Origin of the sequence: Paenibacillus sp. P32E (genome assembly GCF_001909085.1) — a bacterium.
In the GTDB taxonomy this organism is placed as follows: Bacteria; Bacillota; Bacilli; order Paenibacillales; family Paenibacillaceae; genus Paenibacillus_AQ; species Paenibacillus_AQ helianthi.
Window position 1 is genome coordinate 245,296 of the sequence record NZ_LVYY01000057.1, and the last position, 21,188, is coordinate 266,483.

Below are 21,188 nucleotides of genomic sequence, written 5' to 3' on the forward strand. Positions count from 1 at the left end.
GAAGGTACTGTCCGACATCCGGTGAATGAATAATCTGGCCCAGCGTCAGATCCGGAAGGAGGCTTACAATAAAAGGGAGTAACCCTCCTTGGGACAAAAAAAACGAATGTATGTTCGAAAAAAAGCTTGGCAAGACCTCCGAAACACGTTATTATAATACTATAAACAGTGAAGGAAGTGGTCTGATTGTCAGATCGTCGTGCGGCGCTTGATATGGCGCTTCGTCAAATAGAAAAACAATTCGGTAAAGGTTCGATTATGAAATTGGGAGAATCCACTCACATGAAAGTGGAAGTCGTACCTAGCGGATCTTTGGCACTTGATATTGCATTAGGTATAGGCGGACTTCCTAAGGGACGTATTATTGAAGTATATGGACCAGAGTCGTCCGGTAAGACAACTGTTGCCCTGCACGCTATTGCAGAAGTGCAGAAGTCAGGCGGACAAGCTGCATTTATCGATGCCGAGCATGCACTTGATCCTAAATACGCCAAAGCGCTTGGCGTAAATATCGATGAACTGCTGTTATCCCAACCAGATACTGGTGAGCAAGCCCTTGAAATCGCTGAAGCACTTGTGCGCAGTGGCGCGGTTGATATCATCGTAGTAGACTCGGTGGCAGCACTGGTTCCAAAAGCGGAAATTGAAGGGGACATGGGGGATTCCCATGTAGGCTTGCAAGCACGTCTGATGTCCCAGGCTTTGCGGAAACTGTCGGGGGCAATCAACAAATCCAATACCATTGCTATCTTCATCAACCAGCTTCGTGAGAAGATCGGCGTGATGTTCGGTAACCCGGAAACGACACCTGGCGGCCGGGCACTGAAATTCTACTCTTCCGTACGTCTGGATGTGCGCCGTGTAGAGAGCATCAAAATGGGCAATGATGTTGTGGGTAACCGCACCAAGATTAAAGTCGTGAAGAACAAGGTGGCTCCTCCATTCAAACAGGCAGATGTAGATATTATGTACGGTGAAGGCATTTCCCGTGAAGGAAGCCTTGTAGATATAGGAACAGAGATGGATATCGTGAACAAGAGCGGTGCTTGGTATTCCTATGAAGGTGAACGTCTTGGACAAGGCCGTGAGAATTCTAAGCAGTTCCTCAAGGAGCATCAGGATATTGCTCTTCTGATTGAGAACAAAATTCGTGAAGCGAGCAATTTGTCAACGCTTGTGGCTGCGCCTACGGAATCTGAAGTAGTAGCAGAGCAAGAGGAAGAAGAAAAGCTCCTGCTTGAAATCGAATAACTTGATATTCAATCATTTGTAATTGAATACTAGGTAAGAGTTCAGGCGCCCTGTGAATAATCATAGCAGGGCGCTTTTTCGTAAATAAATATGATTTACATCAGCAATGAGGTGATAGGGCAGCTATGGTAATCCAATTAAATCCTGAACCTGAAGAGCAGGACGAGCAGATCTTAGCGGATTTTCCTGAGGATGAATTACTCGAAATTACGCGTGTGGAGCGTCAGAAGAAGTCAGACCACCGTTATATTATACATTTTGGTGCATATCAGCTGGCCGTTCATGAAGATGTCATGATTAAATACCGGATGATTACGGGTAGCTCCTTCATGAAGACCGATCTGGAGGAGATCGTTGTAGCTGATGAGCGGCAGCGGGCTTATGTGGAGGGCTTGCGCTATTTGGAGCGCAAACCGCGGACGTCTCAGGAAATGGCCCGTCGTTTACGGGAGAAGGAAATAGGGGAGACTATTATTGCTGAAGTTCTGCTGCGTCTGCAGCAGGAGCGTCTGCTCGATGATCCCTTATACGCCAAGCAATGGGCGGAGCAGCGAATGACGAATCAACGCAAAGGCAAGCTGTGGATCCGCCAGGAACTGCGTGAGAAGGGAATCGACAAGTCGCTGATTTCTGAGGCATTGGAGAATATTACTCCTGAACAGGAGCTGGAAAGTGCCCTGCAGACGGGACGGAAGAAATGGAATTTGATCCGCGGTGATGTGCATGACAAGCGGAGGAAGACCGGAGCTTTCCTCATGCGGAGGGGGTTTTCCGGGGATATGGTGCGTCAGGTGCTGAATATTTTGCGTCAGGAAGAGGATTTTGAGGGCGAAGATGAGGATATTTACTTCCCTGACTGATTGTCTTGACTTTAATGCAGTTATCGACTCTCTTGACAATGTCTTTTTATAAATAATAAAATATAACATGAATCGGCATAAATAAGATATCCTTTTTCCTTCCCAAAAAGCAGACTCTTATGAAGCGGTTCGCGTACAACTCATATGAAATGTAATCGCCGGATAAGGCGGGCAGTGTGCATGTGCAGCATGTGCAGTATGGCAATCGGTGTATTACCGGTTTTTTGTATGGTGATGAACGGATTAGTTTAACAACTGCACAAATTCCCAAGCCTAGTTCTTGGAGGAACCAACGAGGAGGTGAACAGAATGCAAACTGCAATCTGGGTCATAATCGTTCTCGTTGTAGCTGCATTATTCTTTGGATTCGGTTATTTTATTCGTAAATCCCTTGCAGAAGCTAAGATTTCCAGTGCTGAGAAAGAAGCCGTAGTCATCGTAGAGAACGCGAAGAAAGAGGCAGAAGCACTGAAGAAGGAAACGGTACTTGAAGCTAAGGACGAGGTCCATAGAATCCGTACCGAAGCTGAAAAAGAAACTCGTGAACGTCGGAATGAAATCCAACGGCAAGAGAGACGTTTGCTGCAAAAGGAAGAATCGCTGGATAAAAAAATGGAATCGCTCGAACGAAAAGAAGAACAAGTAGCTAACAAAGAGAAACGAATTGACGAAACACAACAGCAAATTGACGTTATTTACAAGAATCAAGTTACTGAATTGGAACGTATCTCTAATCTGAGCATCGATGATGCCAGAAGTATCATTCTCAGCAATGTTGAGCAGGAAGTTCGCCATGAAACCGCTCAGATGATCAAGGAAATTGAGCAGCAGGCCAAAGAAGAAGCGGACAAAAAAGCCCGTGAAATTATTACCTTGGCGATCCAACGCTGTGCAGCTGATCATGTGGCGGAAACAACCGTGTCGGTCGTAACACTGCCTAATGAAGAGATGAAGGGCCGGATTATCGGCCGCGAAGGCCGTAATATTCGTGCACTGGAAACCCTCACTGGTATTGATCTCATCATTGATGATACTCCGGAAGCGGTTATTCTGTCAGGCTTTGATCCGATTCGCCGCGAAGTGGCCCGTACGGCACTTGAGAAGCTTGTAGCTGATGGTCGTATCCATCCGGCTCGGATCGAGGAAATGGTAGAGAAGTCCCGTAAGGAAGTGGATGAGCGGATTCGTGAATACGGTGAACAAGCTACCTTCGAGGTTGGCGTTCACGGGTTGCATCCAGATCTGATCAAAATCCTGGGCCGTCTGAAATTCCGTACGAGCTATGGTCAAAATGTACTCAAGCACTCCATGGAGGTTGCTTATTTGACTGGACTGATGGCCGGTGAGCTTGGGGAAGACATCGTGCTTGCAAAACGCGCCGGACTGCTGCATGATATCGGCAAAGCGCTGGATCACGAAGTGGAAGGTTCGCACGTGGAAATTGGCGTCGAGCTGGCGAAGAAATACAAGGAACATCCAGTGGTTATCAACAGTATCGCATCCCATCACGGCGACTGCGAAGCTACTTCGGTTATTGCCATGCTGGTTGGAGCAGCTGATGCTTTGTCGGCCGCACGCCCTGGCGCACGCCGCGAAACCCTGGAAACGTATATCAAACGTCTGGAAAAGCTGGAGGAGATCTCCGAATCCTTCGAGGGTGTGGAGAAATCCTACGCCATTCAAGCGGGCCGCGAGGTACGTGTGATGGTGCAGCCTGAGAAGATTGACGATGCAGAAGCTTTCCGTCTGGCACGTGATATTACGAAGATGATCGAGAGTGAGCTGGATTATCCGGGTCATATCAAGGTTACAGTAATCCGCGAGACACGGGCTGTAGAATACGCAAAATAACCAAGGAAATCGGCCCCTCTGTGGGGCCTTTTTTCTTTCAGGAGGAGAATATCATTAAAGTACTTTTTATTGGTGACATTTGCGGGAATACAGGCAGAAAAGCGCTTCGCGAAATGCTGCCTTCCCTGAAGGATAAATATCAGCCGCATATTATTATCGTCAACGGCGAGAATGCTGCTGCCGGCCGGGGAATTACCTCTGCCATTGCCAATGAATTCTTCAATTGGGGAGTACATGGCATTACAATGGGGAATCACACTTGGGACAACAAAGATATTTTTGAATTTATTGATGACGAGCCGCGCCTCATCCGTCCGGCTAATTTTCCTCCGGGAACGCCAGGCCGCGGGTACACGGTGATCAAAGCAAACGGCAAACAGCTCGCGATTGTCAATCTGCAGGGACGTACATTTTTGCCGGCCATTGATGATCCGTTCCGTATTGGTGAAGAGATTGTGGAAGAGCTTCGGCAGAAGCACAAATGCATCCTTGTTGATTTTCATGCTGAAGCAACATCTGAGAAAATAGCGATGGGTTATTTCATGGATGGACTGGCTTCCATTGTGGTTGGAACGCACACCCATGTCCAGAGTAATGACGAGGTCATCCTGCCGGGAGGAACTGCATACTTGACAGATGCCGGGATGGTTGGTTCAAGAGAAGGAATTTTGGGTATGGAAAAGGATGCGGTGCTGTATAAATTTACTACTCAGCTTCCGGCAAGGTTTGTGGTGGATGAAGGCAAATGGATGCTGCATGGATTGTTCGCCGACCTTGACGAAGCTACGGGTAAAGCCACTCGTGTGGAGAAGATCCGGCTGCGCGAAGGCGAATGGGTAATGAGTTAAGCTGAATTACAATTAAATAGGGTTTTCGGGAAAAATCGTTGGTTTTGGGTAAAGTGTGATATTTATTATATCGAAAAAGAGTATCTTTTGTCCTAATTTCTCCGGAATGGTCCGCAAAAAGAAGGAATTAATTCTTCTAGCGCGAATAACATCTACAGTAGTGGAAGAACACCATCATTTTCCCAGGGGAGGTACTTACTATGGATGTATTAAAAGTATCAGCTAAATCCAATCCAAATTCCGTCGCCGGCGCGTTAGCGGGTGTTCTTCGTGAACGAGGAACGGCCGAGCTGCAAGCCATTGGAGCCGGAGCACTGAACCAAGCCGTCAAAGCAGTTGCCATTGCCCGGGGATTTGTTGCACCTAGCGGTGTAGATTTAATCTGCATCCCAGCTTTTACAGACATAGTGATTGATGGAGAGGATCGGACCGCGATTAAACTGATTGTAGAACCCAGATAATAAATAGTCTTAAGGGATGGGATTAACCATCCTCATGAACTTTTGGAATGAACCTGTTTACTTCGGTAAGCAGGTTTTTTGCTGTATATAATTAATTTAGGATTCCAAGTCGGAGGATGGATTGTTGCAGCATATGCTTTGTAATAGTGCTTTGTAATAGACCTATAGCCAAAGCGAAAGCGAGGTTTGATGCAGGGATGGGAAGCGGGAAATTGAAAGTGGCGGATTTTCACTGTGATGTGCTAAGCAAGCTGCAGGCATCTCCGGATATCGACTTTACGAAGGACAGCCGGCTGGATGTAACTCTGGAACGTTTGCTGGCGGGTGGTGTCGAACTGCAGATTTTTGCAATCTTTTTATCTGCGCAGCGGGAAAAAGTGAGCTTTGAACGAATTCTGGGACAAATTGAATCGTTCCGAGCACAAGTGGCCACTCCAGGCGGCCTGCAGTGGCTTCGCTGGAAGGAGGAGACAACGGAGATGGCTGATGGACCCACAGGATGGGGAATGCTCTCACTGGAAGGCGTGGACGGTCTGGAGGGCAACCTGTTCTATGCCCAGTTATGCTTTGAGCTGGGTGTGCGTTTTATGGGCCTAACCTGGAATTATGCAAATTGGGCGGCGGACGGCGTACTGGAGCCACGGAATGGCGGTTTTACGGAACAAGGGCGCAGGCTGATTGAATGGTGCAACAGGAGCGGCATGCTGCTGGATGTATCGCATCTCGCGCCAGCTGGTTTCTGGGAGCTTGCGGAGCGGAATACACGCCCCTTTATTGCTTCGCATTCCAACGCTGCTGCAATATGTGGACATCCGCGCAATTTGAGTGACGAGCAGATTCGGGCGCTGGTGGCTATGGACGGGCGGATCGGGCTGACTTTTGTTCCTTGGTTTGTCCGGGATGGAGGGGGAGCGAAGGCGGAGGATGTGCTGCGTCATATCGAGCATGTCTGCTCTCTTGGCGGTTCCAGGCAGATTATGTTCGGGTCGGATTTTGACGGCATTGATGCCTGGGTAGAAGGCCTTGAGCATCCGGGGAAATATGCAGAATTCGCCGAATTGCTGCTGGCACATTATCCTGAGGAAGACGTACGGGGGTGGCTCCACGGGAATGCACTGACATTTCTTGCAACAAATCTGCCGTCGAAATCAAGCCACCCTTGAACTGCAAGATTCAGCCGGTAAGTGGCGATTTTTTGACAATCCTGTTCCAATATCGCAAAATGCCGAAAAATGATCTCTCTTTGTGAATAGGATCTTTTTATTTTCAAAGAAATAGATGTATAATGTTCAATGGCTTGTACAGATACTAGAGAAAATACAAGGAGTGACATTACAATGAGCAAGACTGTACCCGTAGGTGTGTCGGCCCGACATATTCACCTTACGCAGGAGCATGTAGAAGCGTTATTTGGCCCAGGCTATCAATTGACTGAGTTCAAATCGCTTTCCCAAACCGGACAATTTGCAGCAAACGAGCAAGTAGCAGTGATTGGAACCAAAGGAAAATTTGACAAAGTCAGAATTCTTGGCCCTGTCCGTCCAGCATCACAGCTGGAAGTTTCCCGCACAGATGCATTCAGCCTTGGCGTGAAAGCCCCTGTCCGCGAATCCGGCCACATTGAAGGCACCCCAGGAATTACGATCAAAGGACCTGCCGGCGAAGTTGAGCTGGAAACAGGCGTCATCGTGGCAGCACGCCACATCCACTTCCATACTTCTGAAGCTGAAGCTTGGGGCATTGCCGACAAGCAATTGCTGAAGGTACGCCTTGGCGGCGAACGTGGTCTGGTACTTGAGAACGTGCTTGCACGCGTATCCGATAACTTCAAGCTTGACATGCATATCGACACCGACGAAGCTAATGCTGCAGGTGCCAATAATGGCGATACTGCTGAAATTGTAGATTAGTCTTAAACTTTCATAAGAGTGAAGGAGCGGGGGAGAAATCCTCCGCTTTTTTTGTGCTGCAACACCACTAGAAAATGGGTGAATCCAATGGCCTAAGTCTGTGTTCAACGCTGAGCCAAACGTCCTGAGCGGCCGCAAACAGATCGGTTTAGTGTATGAAAAGATCGGATTTTTAAATGTTCAGTGGTACCGGCAAATGGTAGTATCGATTTGAAGCTGTAACTTTCTGGTAAAACATTTCACAGAGCTCAATTGAACTGGATCTCGAAGGGAGCGGGTGCAGCGGGGAGTGTAAGCAGTAGGAATTTCGTAGCTGGAGTAGCAAAAGAAGAAGCATCTGGTTTGTTTTTGGAAAGCGGTTACATTGCGAGAGAGTGATCCAAAGGCTTTTAAAAATTGAAAGCGGGTGAATCACAGAAGATGAGTAGAAATCGTAAGAGCAACCATACGGTAATGCTTCTTTTATCATGGGTGATGATGTGTTCCACTTTGTTTCCGGCGCTTGTGTATGGGGCTGAGCAGGGGGATAGTGCATCGGTGCAGGCCTCGCAGCTGGAGCTACGGTATGATTTTGGTACGGCATCAAGTCCGGTAATGGAAGGATACACTGCTGTTCATGAAGCTTTGCTGTACACCAGAGAGCTGGGATATGGTCTAGACCAGGCTGTGGCCTCCAGAAACCGTTCGGGGGGGGACGGGCTAAGCAATGATTTTGTGCTGGGTACGTCCTATTCTTTTCTGGTAGATGTGCCGAACGGAGAGTATGATGTCACTGTCTATTCCGGGGATATGCTTACGGGTACCAGCACTACCCAAACCACGTTTACCCTGGAAGGAGCCGCGGCCGGAACGATTACCAGTAAGCAGAAGGTGAATCAGTCGGCCTACCATACCACAGTGCTCGATGGGCAATTGACCTTAGGGGTGTCAGGAACGGGGGCTGGCGGGTATTTAAACGGTCTTGTTATTCAAAAGGCGAGTGCTCAGCCCCCTTCGGCACCGGAAGGACTTACGGTTACTGCTGTGGACGGATCAAGCGTCTCGCTTCACTGGAACACCGTTACGAATGCGGTCTATTACGAGGTCTATCGAAGCGGCGAGACAGGCAGTGCGGTTCAGCAGCTGGGATCGACGGCGGATACAAGTTATACGGACAAAGAAGTTGTTGAAGGTGGTCACTACTCCTATTTTGTAACCGCTATTAATGATAAAGGCGTGGAGTCGCAACTTAGTGGTCCGGTCATTGTGGAGAGCACGAATGACACACCGCCTGCCCCGCTGCCGGAGGGAAACGAATATGCCCTTGATTTCGGGCCGGGTGCCGCAGCAGACGGTTATTTGAAGGTCGAGGCCGGGACTGCCTACTCCGAGGACAGTAAATATGGATTCACGGATACGTCCAAAGTAAGCGGAGCTGACAGAGGCACGGCGGATGCTTTAAGAACGGATTTTGTAGTCGTTAAGGACGCGGGGTTCAATATCGATGTGCCGAATGGTAATTATACGGTATCTCTAATCGCGGGTGACAGCAGCGGCGGTACGAATGTGGCTATCCGTGTAGAAAGCATGCAGAAGGTACAGCTTACCAGTAAGAATGCGGGAGAGTATTTGGAAATGAGCTTCGATATTGCGCTGGTCGACGGTCAGATGAATTTCGTATTTACCGGCACGAGACCCGTACTCAATGCGCTTGTGATCAAAAAACAGCCTGAACGCACAGCCGGTGAGAAGCCTACGGTATACATTGCCGGGGATTCTACAGTACAGACCTATGATCCGTACTGGAAGCCACAGGCGGGCTGGGGTCAGATGCTTGGCAAATTTTTTACCACAGCGGTTGAGTTCAATAATCATGCCATTGGGGGGCGCAGCTCGAAGTCCTTCATTTTGGAAGGCAGGTTGGATGAGATCCTCCGGGAGATTAAGCCGGGTGACTATTTTCTTGTACAGTTTGGACATAACGATTCTACGATCAGCGTGCCTGATCGTTATGCTTCACCAGCTGATTACAAAAATTATCTGAAAACCTACGTTCAAGGCACCAGGCAGCGTGGAGCTACGCCGATTCTGCTGACGCCAATGGGCCGCAGGGATTATAACGCTGAGAAGGGCCAATTTAATGTCAGCTTCCTGGAATACGTGCAGGCGATGAAAGAGGTCGCCACTGAGCTTAACGTAGAGCTGGTAGATCTAAGCTCGCGCAGTGTGGCTTATTACAACTCAATCGGATTTGAAGCTACGCGGGCTGTATTCCTATATACGGACCCGGGTGTTTATGCGGCTTTTCCGGCTGGATCGAGTGACAATACCCATTTCCAGGAATATGGGGCCATTCAAATGGCCCGCCTGATTGCCGGAGGCATCGCGGCTCTGGACATCCCGTTATCTGGAGAGGTCCGGGAGAGTGAACCCCCTGCTGCAGTTCCGGTGAAGCCCACAGGCCTGGCGGCCGGCAGTGTCAGTAATGCAGGTGCCGTATTGAAATGGAATGCAGTAGAAGGGGCAGATATCTACAAAATCTACCGCAAACTGGCTTCAGCCGATCCATCTGCTTATACCATGATTGGCTCTGCCACAGTTTCATCGATTTCAGTAGGCGGGATGGCTGAAGGCCAGAGCTATACAGTGAGAGTGACAGCAGTCAACGGACGGGGGGAATCGGAACCCTCCGATCCGCTGACACTTACTACGAAGCAGTCCCGGTACCGTTATGATTTTGGACCTGCCGGTTCACCAGTCGCTGCAGGTTACACTGAAGTGAACCGAAGCGTACTTTATACGCCGGAGCTGGGTTATGGCCTGACTTCAAGCGCCGGGATGAGCGACCGTGACCGTGGGGACGGGACGGATGCGCTGCGCCGGGATTTCGTCATTTTTTTTGGCGGGTCCTATGAATTCAAGGTAGATATGCCGAATGGTTATTACTCCGTCAAGACATATACCGGTGACTGGACCGGATCTACCAAAACAAACGTATCGATCGAAGGGAAAGATTATGGAACCATTTCTTCCGGTAAAGGGAGTATAGCCGAGAAGGAGTACAGCCAGATTTCCATCAAAGACGGCCAGATGAATCTGGTGTTCAGTGGTACGACCGCTCATCTTAACGGAGTAGAGATTACACCACTAATGCTGGCGCCGGCGAATCTCAAGCTGGATCAGCTGGATCTTCACCATGATCCGGTAACAACAACCCTTTCCTGGGCAGGTATCGACGGGGCCGCTAAATATAGGGTGTACCGAAAGGCCACAGTAGCTGAGAGTGCAGAGCTTCTGGGGGAAACAGCTAGTCTGACTTTTACAGACTCTACAGCCGATATTGGGATGGATTACCAGTACTCCGTTACTGCGCTGGACAGCACCGGACTGGAGTCGGTGGCTTCCAACCTTCTGCTGGTATCAATGATTGACCCATCCGTAGCCAAAGCTGCTGTTCCAAGCGGTCTGGAGCTGCAGGCCGTACACAAAAATGATGTTAGCTTCCGTTGGAACCAAGCTGGGGATGCCAAAATGTTCAATGTGTACCGGTCAAAATCCGCTGGCGGCGAATATGTCCTGATTGGCAAGACGAAGATGGCGTCTTATACGGACCGTACCATTCTAAGTACGATTCCCTATTATTATAAAGTGGCCTCCGTCAATGCGGGTGGAATTTCCGGGCTGTCCGCTATGCTGGAGACCCCGATTGTAACCACACTCTTCCGCAATATGGAAAACCTGGACCGTGCGGCGGTTGCGGTCAAGACGAATGAAGGAATGTATCTCAGCTGGCGGATGCTGGGGCTTGATCCCGATTCGATAGCTTTCAATGTGTACCGTGATGGAAAAAAAGTAAATGTAAAACCGCTGACAGGCAGTACGAATCTGCTTGATGCCAAGGGAACAGTGGACTCCAAATATATATTAAAAGCCGTATTAAATGGTGCAGAGCAATCTGCTTCGGAAGTATTCGGTGAATGGCAGCAGCAGTATCTGTCTGTGCCGCTCCAGAAGCCTGCAGATGATTATACGAAGGACGGCCAGCCTTACACCTACAATGCCGGAGACGCGAGTGTAGGGGATCTGGATGGTGACGGGAAATATGAGATTGTCATGCTATGGTCACCTTCGAACAGCAAGGACAACTCTCAGGCAGGCTACACAGGCATTGTCTATATGGATGCCTACAAAATGGACGGAACCCGTCTCTGGCGGATTAACCTTGGACGGAATATCCGTGCTGGGGCCCATTATTCCCCGTTCATGGTCTATGATCTGGACAGTGACGGCCGTGCAGAGGTGATGCTCAAAACCGCAGACGGCACGATTGATGGCCAAGGTGCAGTGATTGGTGATGCCGCGGCGGATTACCGTAACAGCAGCGGTTACGTGCTGCTCGGGAATGAATATCTGACCGTATTCGATGGGATGACGGGCCGGGCAGTAGATACGGTGGAGTATGACCCGCCACGCGGCGATGTGAGCGGATGGGGCGACGCATACGGCAACCGTGTGGACCGGTTTCTGGCGGCGGTGGCCTATCTGGACGGTGAGCACCCCAGTGTGATTTTTAGCCGTGGTTATTATACGCGGACGGTGCTGGCTGCCTATAACTACAAGGATGGTATACTGAGCAAGGTATGGCGGTTTGATTCTAGTGACGAAGGGAATGGGGAATACACGGGCCAGGGCAACCACAACTTATCCATAGGTGATGTGGACCGGGACGGCAAGGATGAAATTACGTTCGGGGCCATGGCGATTGATGATGACGGCCAGCCGCTGTATAACACAAAGCTCGGTCATGGCGATGCCATTCACTTCGGGGATCTGGACCCGGCAAGACCGGGACTGGAGGTTTTTGATGTACATGAGCATGTAGATTCCAAATATGGCATAGAAATGCGTGACGCGGCAACCGGCGAAGCGCTGTGGGGTGTGTATACAGGTATTGATACAGGCCGGGGGATGTCAGCAGACATTGATCCGAATCATTTGGGAGAAGAGGTCTGGGCGGCAACCATTACTAACGGGCAGCAAATTCCGGTCACCGGAATATACAGCGCCAAGGGGGAACTGATAAGCAATACGCTGCCTTCTTCAACGAACTTCGGGGTATGGTGGGATGGCGATCTTTTGCGGGAGCTGATGGATGACAACCGGGTGGATAAATGGGACTATGCGAATCAGACGACAGGTAATCTGTTAAAAGCCGTGGGAGCGGCCTCGAACAACGGGACAAAAGCCAATCCCAGCCTGCAAGCAGACCTGTACGGCGACTGGCGCGAGGAAATCATGTGGCGTTCCGCCGATAGCACGGAGCTACGGATATACACCACCACAATGCTGACCGATTACCGGATCCGTACGCTGATGCAAGATCCGGTCTACCGCCTGGCGGTGGCCTGGCAGAACGTAGGCTATAATCAGCCGCCGCATCCGGGCTTCTATCTGGGGACGGGAATGGAGGCGCCACCGGCACCGGCTATCCAGATCGTAGGCGGTCCGCAGAAGGCGACGGGTGTACCCGGGAAGCTGGTGCTGTCCAGCAATAGCGGTTATGACACCGGACTGCAGGATGGCGACTACCAGATCACAATGAATCTATGGTGGGGCAACAACGGAACCAGCTATAAGCTGTACGAGAACGGCAAGCTGATTGATGTCAAGGCTTTTGCCGATCACTCCCCAGAGGCGCAAAATGCGGTGACCAATCTGACTGGAAAAGCAAACGGGACTTATACCTACACTGCAGAGCTTATCAATTCTTGGGGAACAACGGTTTCCAGTCCGCTTGTGGTAACGGTGAAAGACGCGGCTCCCGGCGTTCCGGTGTTATCAAATGATAATTGGGATGGTGACGGGAATTATAATGTGACTATGAATCTATGGTGGGGAATGAATGCGACAATTTACCGTCTTTATGAAAATGGTGTCTTGGTCGATACGCAGCCTCTAAGCGCAAATACACCAAATGCCCAGTCAGCCGTGACATCTGTATTGAACCGCACAGCAGGCGTGTATGAATATCGTGCGGAGCTGGTTAACAGTTCCGGCACAAGAGAAAGTGTAATTATGAAGGTTACGGTCCAATAGAAGGATCATATGGACCTCCAGCATCGATAGGATGCGGAGGTTCTTTTTTTGTAACAAACATGAAACAAGAGTTCCTCTAAATCAGCTCCAATTCCATAACCTCAATGGGCGGGGTTATTTTATATGCGGATATGTGGTATCATTATGTGTTATGACTTACAACTGCGCTATGTGGAGACGCAGGAATAAGCTGAATACTGTTCGTTCATGAACTGAAAATATATGTATTGATAATTAAGGAGACAACATGACTTTTAATGATTTGAATTTGATCCCCGCGATCCTCAAGGCTTTGAGCCAGGAAAATTATACATCCCCCACCCCAATTCAAGAGGAGTCCATCCCTGCGGCATTGGCTGGCAGAGACGTCCTTGGCTGTGCGCAGACCGGAACAGGCAAAACAGCCGCGTTCTCATTGCCAATTATCCAGTTGTTAAGCCAGCAGCCTTCTGTAACTGGCGGCAAACGCCGGATTCGTTCGCTGATTCTCACACCTACCAGAGAGCTTGCTTTGCAAATCTCGGAAAATATTCAGGCCTACAGCAAATTCACCAGCATCCGTTCAACAGCTATTGTCGGCGGTGTATCGCAAAAAGCGCAGGAGCGCGCATTAAGCCAGGGTGCAGATATTCTGATTGCTACACCAGGACGGCTGATCGATCTAATCAACCAGAAGCATGTCGATCTGCAATATGTGCAGATTCTTGTACTGGACGAAGCAGACCGCATGCTCGACATGGGCTTCATTCATGATGTGAAGCGGATTATTGCCAAAATGCCAGCCAAAAAACAAACCCTGTTCTTCTCGGCTACGATGCCGACAGAAATTTCGAATTTGATCAAAACACTGCTGGTGAACCCGGTGAAAATCGAAATTACCCCGGTTTCCTCCACTGTGGATAGAATTGAGCAGTCGATCTATCTGCTGGAGAACGGCAATAAGCAGAATCAGTTGAACCGTCTGCTGCAGGACAAATCGATTGTGTCTGCACTGGTCTTCACCCGCACAAAACGCGGAGCTGACCGGGTGACCCGCGATTTGACCCGAATTAACATTACCGCCCAAGCGATTCATGGTAACAAGTCCCAGAATGACCGCCAGAATGCGCTGCGCAACTTCAAGAGCGGGGCTACACGCGTGCTTGTTGCTACGGACATTGCCGCCCGCGGGATTGACATTGATGAGCTGTCGCATGTCATCAACTTCAATCTGCCGAACATTCCGGAAACCTATGTTCACCGTATCGGCCGCACCGGCCGTGCCGGTATGAGCGGAATTGCCATTTCTCTATGCGAAGCCGAAGAAATCCCGTACCTTAAGGATATCCAGAAGCTGATCGGCAAGACGATTCCGGAAGTGAAGGACCATGCGTACCCAATGTCCAAAAGTGCTCAGGCTCTGCTGAATGAACGCCCGGCCAAAGCCCCGGCGAAACCGGCGGCCAAGCCGAAGACCAATCCGGCGCGCAAGCCGAAGTCGGAGTGGTTCACGCAAGGTAACCGTCCGGGTAACAGTTCCGGTGGAAGTAAGAGCAGTGCGGGCAGCAAACCAAGCGGGGATGCGGGCCGCAAATCAGCAGCAGGAGCAAGGCCTGGAAGTGCTGCCGCCAGCGGAGCCGGTTATAACGGCAGACCGGGCGAGCGGAACAGCTCCGGTCAGAGTAGCAGACCTGCAACCGGTCAGGCTGGCAGATCAAGCAACAACCACAGCAACCGTCCAAGCAGCAGACCTGCTGCCAAAGCAGGCAGATCGCAATAATCTGCGGCCTTGGGAATAAATCAGCGTCTCCTAACGGAGGCGCATATACCAACAAGAACCGCCAGGGTGCAGTCAGAGACTGTCCTTGGCGGTTCTTTTGTACAGCATATTATATCAGTTATCGAACAAGTGCTACCCGGCCAGATAAGCTCCCAATTCCTCACGCAGCTCGGAGCTGATTGGGGTCATTGGCAGACGGAGCGTATCCGAGGAGATTTCTCCATAGGCATTAAGCAGCCATTTGATCGGAGCGGGATTGGATTCCTTGAAGAGAAGCTTCATCAGCGGGATGAGCCGGTCAAATTCTGCTCTGGCCTCTTCAATCTTTCCATTTCGGAACTGCTCGTAGATCCCCAGGTACTTCGCAGTATGGACATTGGCCGAGGCCAGCATACCACCGGCGGCTCCACAGCCCAGCATCTCGAAGAAATGGAGGTCATCACCGCACAGCACCGGCTTCGAGCCCAGGCGGGACAGCTCAGAGACGAGCAGCGGCGAACCAGAGCAATCTTTTAAACCGACAACATTATTCATTTCCAGGATTGTTCGTGCCGTATCGATGGTCATACCGACTCCAGCGCGGCCCGGAATATCATAAGCCATGACAGGTATACCTACCTCGGCAGCTTTGCGGAAATGCTCAATAACGCCTTGCTGGGAAGGGCGGCTGTAATAGGGTACTACAACCAGTACAGCATCAGCGCCGGAGTTTGCGGCCATTTCGGTGCGGGCTACCGTGGATGCGGTGTCATTGGTCCCTGTGCCAATAACCAGTGGAATCGAGCTCGATTTCAATAGCTCTCTTGAAGTGTTCACGAGGGTCTGTAGCTCCTGTATGTTGACTGTCGGCGATTCTCCAGTGGTTCCATTGACGACCAGACCATGAATACTGTTCTTGATGATGTTGTTCACATAGCGCTGATACGATTCCAGATCGATCTCTCCAGCTGTATTGAACGGGGTTACCACGGGAACATAGATTCCATAAATCTGTTCTTCTGTTAACATGAATATCGGCCTCCAAAATGTTGAAATCCTTTTATCTTACTGTAGCATGGAATATTCCATCGGCGTTAGCTATAATAAATGATGTGGGTTATCAATAATATTGATGTTGGGGTGAACTTATGGATTTAACATATATGCGGACCTTTCGTGAGGTCGCAAAGCGGCAAAGCTTTACCCGGGCGGCTGAAGAGCTGGGTTACGCACAGTCCAGTGTGACCATGCAGATCCAGAAGATTGAGAAGGAATACGGGGTTCCGCTGATGGAGCGGCATGGGCGGGTACTACGCCTGACCCCACCTGGAGAAGAGCTGCTCAAGCTGTTCGTGGAGATTCTGGATTTATATGACCGCTCCAAAGAAACGATTGCCCAGCAGATTGGAGGAACCTTGACGATTGGGACGATAGATTCGTTGGCCGCCTTTTACCTGCCACCTTTTCTACAGCAGCTTCGGACAACGTTTCCGGGGTTAAATATTCATCTGCAAACCGAACAGGAAGCCAATCTGGTGGCCAAAATTAGAGATGGCGAGGTGGATATCGGCTTGATGCTGGACCGCAGCACAGCAGATACGCAGCTTGAGCGTATGATCATCAGGGATGAGCCGCTGGTGCTGGTGGCACCAAAGGGGCACGCGCTGGCAAGACTGGACCAAGTGACACTGCAGGATTTGAATAAATGCGAGCTGATCGTCTCAGAGGAGAGCTGTATCTACCGCAGTCTGTTCGAGAATCTGCTGCGCGAGCATGGAATAAACTTCCGTATCGGCTTTGAGCTGTCCAATCTGGAGGCCATTAAGCGCTGCGTACGCAATGGGCTCGGTATTGCCCTGCTTCCGAGAATCGTAGCTGAAGAAGAGATTGAACGCGGAACGCTGGCCGAGCTGCCGTTTGTGCATCCCGAAATCCACTTCGATCTGCAGCTGCTTATCCATCCGAAGAAGTGGAAATCGCTGCCGCTGCAATCCCTGATACAGATGCTGCTAGCGGATGCTTAGGCGAAGGCTGTAGCGTTGTGAGATTGTGGGTAGGTAAGTGAAGATAGTCTGGCTAGGGTATATATCAAAAAAAGGTTGGATAAGACTCAGGAGTCTTTCCAACCTTTTTTGTCTTCGCTGGTTTAATATCGGGATAGACTGAAACACTGCGATAATACTGAATTTAGGGTTTCGTGATCATATTTTTGCCTGCGTAAGTTGCCTTCCAAAATCTTGTGAGCCCATGCCAAGCATGTATAGTAATGAGCAGGTTCATGCACCCGTATTCTAAAATTGCAAAAATCCAAGTGAGTCTGGTACTCCTCAGCGGTGGGTTCAATGTCGAGCAGACGTAATTGATCTCTGCGGATGCGTTCTGATTGTATGACTTGCACTTGTTGGTGAGTATTGGAAATCTGATTGGAATGTTGTCTGTACATTAGCAACACTTCAGGAAGATTAACCACCTGTGTAACTGCCGATAATCGGTTCCATATTTCGTAATCTTCAGCATGAACATAATTCAAATACTTGATCCCATGGTCCTCTAGTACAGATTTGCGGATCATAACCGTTGGATGCACAATCGTACATTGGAATAACTGCCAGCATCTGATCTCCTCATGATGTAACGGTTTCGTGGTAATAGCATCTAAACCTAACAAATAAACCTGAGAGCCGCAAACGCCGCAGTCCTTATGGATGTCCATGTAATTCACTTGGCGTTCAAAGCGGTGAGGCAATGCGATATCATCTCCATCCATACGGGCAATGTACTCCCCTGTACATAAATCGATGCCTTGATTTAACGTCTCGATTAATCCAACATTTCTTGAATGTGTAATCAATTTAATTCTACGGTCATCAAATTTTCTAATAATATCTAAGGTTCCATCCGTAGATCCGTCATCCATAATTAGTAATTCGAAATCTGTATACGTTTGAGTTAAAATACTGCAAATAGATTCTTCAATATAGGGGGCCATATTAAAAACTGGCATAAGAACGGATATTTTGGTCAATATCTACACCGCCCATCTTCTTTTCTAAAATTATTGTATGTGAGATTTGAGGTGCATGACCTGCATATCTGACTAATTTCGCCTGAATATAGGCCCTACAGTCCAAACCCTTTTCTCTCTGTGTAATTAAATATAGTAAATGATGCAGGAGGGGATTGGGCATGAACTATAATCAGATCAAAGGGACTTACGATGTCATCTTTAGTTTAGGGGCGAATTGCTTACCTGCAGATCAATTATCACGGCATATGCTGAGGAAGATCGGAGGCGTTCTGGACTGGGTGGAGTCACCTGCACTGTCAGGGGTAAGCCATCTTTTACGGAACCGGTTTTTGAATTATATGGAATTACCTAATTTGGCGATTACAGGTATCAATGACAAGGCTGGGTGTTATATTGTGCGGGATGCTGCATACTATATCTTCTCTCATCATGACTTTCCGCTGAATCAGAATACACCTGTTCAACTGGTGAGTTACCCCGATCTTAGAGAGAAGGTTAGCCGGCGTGTTCCACGGTTTCTGGATACCCTTATGAACGCTAACCGAATTTTATTTATCCGTACTGAAGGAACTATACATGAAACGGCGGAACTGCTGGATGTTCTACAACAGTTGGTCCCCGGTGAATTCAACTTGCTAGTGATTAATCATGCTCCGGTAGACTATATGGTTGAAACTCCATGGCCATTCCAGAATGTGTGCGCCCTGCAAATCCCGAAGGTGCCAGATGAGTTTCACGATAATGATGAACTTTGGAAAAATATATTGGACGGATTCTCGGTCCGCTAGCTAAGTATTTGCAGCAATATATTGACATCAAAAACGGGAATATGGTATATAAAAGGAAGTGTTAGCACTCCTCACAATGGAGTGCTAATCTTCCGGACACTATATGAGGTTATTTTTGAAAGGAGATTTACTTATTCATGGCTAAAAAAGAGTTCAAAGCTGAATCCAAAAGATTGCTGGAAATGATGATTAACTCCATCTATACGCAGCGCGAGATTTTTCTGCGGGAACTGATTTCGAATGCAAGCGATGCCATTGACAAAATCTATTACAAAGCACTGGCCGACGAAGGTCTGGTGTTCAATAAAGAGGATTATTACATTAAAGTGACTGCGGACAAGGAAAGCCGTACACTAACGATCTCCGATACAGGCATCGGGATGACCCAGGAAGAGCTGGAGAACAACCTGGGGATTATCGCGAACAGCGGGTCGTTTGCTTTTAAGAAGGATAATGAAGCAAAAGACGGCCACAACATCATCGGGCAGTTCGGGGTTGGCTTCTATTCCGCTTTTATGGTGGCAGACGATGTGACTGTAGTCAGCAAGGCGCTGGGCAGCGAGCAGGCCTTCAAGTGGGAGTCCCAGGGAGCTGATGGATATACGATTGAGCCCGCCGAGAAGGATACCATAGGAACTGAAATTACACTCAAGATCAAATCGAATACAGAGGAAGACAACTACGACGAGTTCTTGGAAGAATACCGCCTGAAATCGATCATCAAGAAATATTCTGACTTCATCCGTTTCCCGATCAAGATGGACATCACCGGCAGCAAGCCGAAGGAAGGCAGCGAAGGGGAGTTCGAGGAAACGAAGGAAGAGCAAACCGTCAACAGCATGGTGCCCATCTGGCGCAAGAACAAAAATGAGCTGACCGACGAGGATTACAATAACTTTTACACAGAGAAACGCTACGGCTTCGACAAGCCGCTCAAGCATATTCACATTAGTGCCGACGGCGCGGTGGTCTATAATGCGATCCTGTTCATTCCGGAGAACACACCGTTCGATTATTACACCAAGGAATATGAAAAAGGCCTGGAGCTCTATTCCAACGGCGTGCTGATCATGAACAAATGTGCTGACCTGCTGCCGGATTATTTCAGCTTCGTCAAAGGGATGGTGGATTCCGAGGATCTGTCACTGAACATCTCCCGTGAGATGCTGCAGCATGACCGCCAGCTGACGCTGATTGCCAAGAACATCAAGAGCAAGATCAAGAGCCAGCTTCTGAGCCTGCTCAAGGATGAGAGAGAGCAATATGAGAAGTTCTACACTTCGTTTGGCAGACAGCTGAAGTTCGGGGTCTACAATGACTATGGCATGGAAAAAGAAACCCTCCAGGACCTGCTGATGTTCTACTCTTCCAAGGAGAAGAAGCAGGTTACGCTGGCCGAATATGTGGAAAGAATGCCGGAAGACCAGAAGTATATCTACTATGCTTCCGGGGAATCGGTGGAACGGATCGAGAAGCTGCCTCAGACTGAGATGGTATCGGACAAGGGTTATGAAATTCTCTACTTCACTGACGATATCGATGAATTTGCGATCAAGATGATCATGTCCTATAAGGAAAAGGAATTCAAAAACGTATCCAGCGGCGATTTGGGTATTGAAGAGAATGCAGAGGACAAGCCATCCGAAGCAGAAGAGAATGAGAACAAGGAACTGTTCGAAGCAATGCAGGGCATTCTGTCCGGAAAAGTGAAGGCAGTCAAAGCGTCCAAGCGGCTGAAATCCCATCCGGTCTGCCTGTCCACAGAGGGCGAGCTCACGATTGAGATGGAAAAGATCCTCAAAGCCATGCCGAACGGCCAGGAAGTACAGGCGGATAAAGTGCTGGAGATCAACATTCATCATGATGTCTTCAAATCGCTGAAAGCTGCTGCAGAAGGGGACAAGGAGAAACTTGGCCTGTATACGAATCTGCTATACAACCAGGCACTGTTGATCGAAGGCCTCCAAGTGAACGATCCCGTGCAGTTCACCAACGATATTTGCAAAATCATGGTATAATCTGCAGCGGCTCCGCCCTGCTATATAAAATCTAACCCGCTTCCGGTCTGACCGGAGCGGGTTTTTGCGTGCGCCTCACAGTCGCACTATCTAGGTGGTTCAAATCCACCCGGTGACTTTACCCTTTAAAGTGCCGTAGCCGAAGCAGACTTCCGGCAACCGAAGGTTGCCGGAAGGGCAGGGTGTCTTCCGTAAGGAAGAATCCGAAGGGCCTGCAGGCAAAGTCCAGCCCGGAATGCAGTGAACCAGAGGTGGCGGCGATGCTGGGTGACCCGCCGTAAAAACGGGGAAACCTATACGAAATCGTATATCTTACAGGAAAACACACAAAGGGAAATGACCTGCAAGACTCATCGACGT

The 21,188-nt window shown here is 49.2% G+C and carries 15 protein-coding genes; 12 read left to right on the forward strand and 3 right to left on the reverse strand.

The window, feature by feature from the left end:
• The first annotated feature begins 186 nt into the window (after positions 1–186).
• From recA to A3848_RS27435, 9 genes are all read left to right on the forward strand, one after another.
• Entirely contained in the window at positions 187–1,251 is a 1,065-nt protein-coding gene (recA, locus tag A3848_RS27395; protein WP_074088213.1) for a recombinase RecA, read from the forward strand.
• A 125-nt stretch (positions 1,252–1,376) separates the two neighbouring features.
• Positions 1,377–2,111: a regulatory protein RecX gene (locus tag A3848_RS27400; protein ID WP_074088214.1), complete on the forward strand. Its 735-nt coding sequence runs from the start codon at positions 1,377–1,379 to the stop codon at positions 2,109–2,111.
• Positions 2,112–2,420: 309 nt separating this feature from the next.
• Positions 2,421–3,962, forward strand: a complete 1,542-nt coding sequence (gene rny / locus A3848_RS27405; RefSeq protein ID WP_074088215.1) for a ribonuclease Y — start codon at positions 2,421–2,423, stop codon at positions 3,960–3,962.
• A gap of 53 nt (positions 3,963–4,015) precedes the next feature.
• On the forward strand, positions 4,016–4,810 hold the full coding sequence (locus tag A3848_RS27410) for a TIGR00282 family metallophosphoesterase (RefSeq protein WP_074088234.1): 795 nt from the start codon (positions 4,016–4,018) through the stop codon (positions 4,808–4,810).
• A gap of 200 nt (positions 4,811–5,010) precedes the next feature.
• A complete protein-coding gene (locus A3848_RS27415) occupies positions 5,011–5,271 on the forward strand; it encodes a stage V sporulation protein S (RefSeq protein ID WP_036656334.1) in 261 nt (86 codons plus the stop codon).
• Between the two features lie 197 nt (positions 5,272–5,468).
• Positions 5,469–6,434 (forward strand): dipeptidase, encoded by a 966-nt coding sequence (locus A3848_RS27420; protein WP_074088216.1) that lies wholly within the window; start codon positions 5,469–5,471, stop codon positions 6,432–6,434.
• A 174-nt stretch (positions 6,435–6,608) separates the two neighbouring features.
• Positions 6,609–7,181: a phosphate propanoyltransferase gene (gene pduL, locus A3848_RS27425; RefSeq protein ID WP_074088217.1), complete on the forward strand. Its 573-nt coding sequence runs from the start codon at positions 6,609–6,611 to the stop codon at positions 7,179–7,181.
• Between the two features lie 420 nt (positions 7,182–7,601).
• A complete protein-coding gene (locus A3848_RS33355; RefSeq protein WP_074088218.1) occupies positions 7,602–13,256 on the forward strand; it encodes a rhamnogalacturonan lyase family protein in 5,655 nt (1,884 codons plus the stop codon).
• A gap of 247 nt (positions 13,257–13,503) precedes the next feature.
• On the forward strand, positions 13,504–15,015 hold the full coding sequence (locus A3848_RS27435) for a DEAD/DEAH box helicase (protein WP_074088219.1): 1,512 nt from the start codon (positions 13,504–13,506) through the stop codon (positions 15,013–15,015).
• A 132-nt stretch (positions 15,016–15,147) separates the two neighbouring features.
• Here the strand turns inward: A3848_RS27435 and dapA are convergent, their stop codons facing one another.
• Entirely contained in the window at positions 15,148–16,023 is an 876-nt protein-coding gene (dapA, locus tag A3848_RS27440; protein WP_074088220.1) for a 4-hydroxy-tetrahydrodipicolinate synthase, read from the reverse strand.
• Between the two features lie 119 nt (positions 16,024–16,142).
• On the opposite strand from dapA, the gene A3848_RS27445 reads away from it, so the two are divergent.
• Positions 16,143–17,018 (forward strand): LysR family transcriptional regulator, encoded by an 876-nt coding sequence (locus tag A3848_RS27445; protein WP_074088221.1) that lies wholly within the window; start codon positions 16,143–16,145, stop codon positions 17,016–17,018.
• A 122-nt stretch (positions 17,019–17,140) separates the two neighbouring features.
• Here the strand turns inward: A3848_RS27445 and A3848_RS27450 are convergent, their stop codons facing one another.
• Complete coding sequence (locus A3848_RS27450; RefSeq protein WP_074088222.1) at positions 17,141–18,019, reverse strand: glycosyltransferase family 2 protein; 879 nt, start codon at positions 18,017–18,019, stop codon at positions 17,141–17,143.
• 161 nt (positions 18,020–18,180) lie between these two features.
• On the opposite strand from A3848_RS27450, the gene A3848_RS27455 reads away from it, so the two are divergent.
• Both A3848_RS27455 and htpG read left to right on the forward strand, forming a co-directional pair.
• Positions 18,181–18,810 carry a DUF1796 family putative cysteine peptidase gene (locus A3848_RS27455; RefSeq protein WP_074088223.1) on the forward strand — a complete coding sequence of 210 codons (630 nt, stop codon included), beginning with the start codon at positions 18,181–18,183 and terminating at the stop codon, positions 18,808–18,810.
• 137 nt (positions 18,811–18,947) lie between these two features.
• Positions 18,948–20,828: a molecular chaperone HtpG gene (htpG, locus tag A3848_RS27460; protein WP_074088224.1), complete on the forward strand. Its 1,881-nt coding sequence runs from the start codon at positions 18,948–18,950 to the stop codon at positions 20,826–20,828.
• Positions 20,829–20,946: 118 nt separating this feature from the next.
• On the opposite strand, the gene A3848_RS32730 is transcribed toward htpG, so the two are convergent.
• Positions 20,947–21,188, reverse strand: a 242-nt coding sequence (locus A3848_RS32730; RefSeq protein ID WP_208619429.1) for a hypothetical protein, incomplete at its 5' end; no start/stop codon positions are given.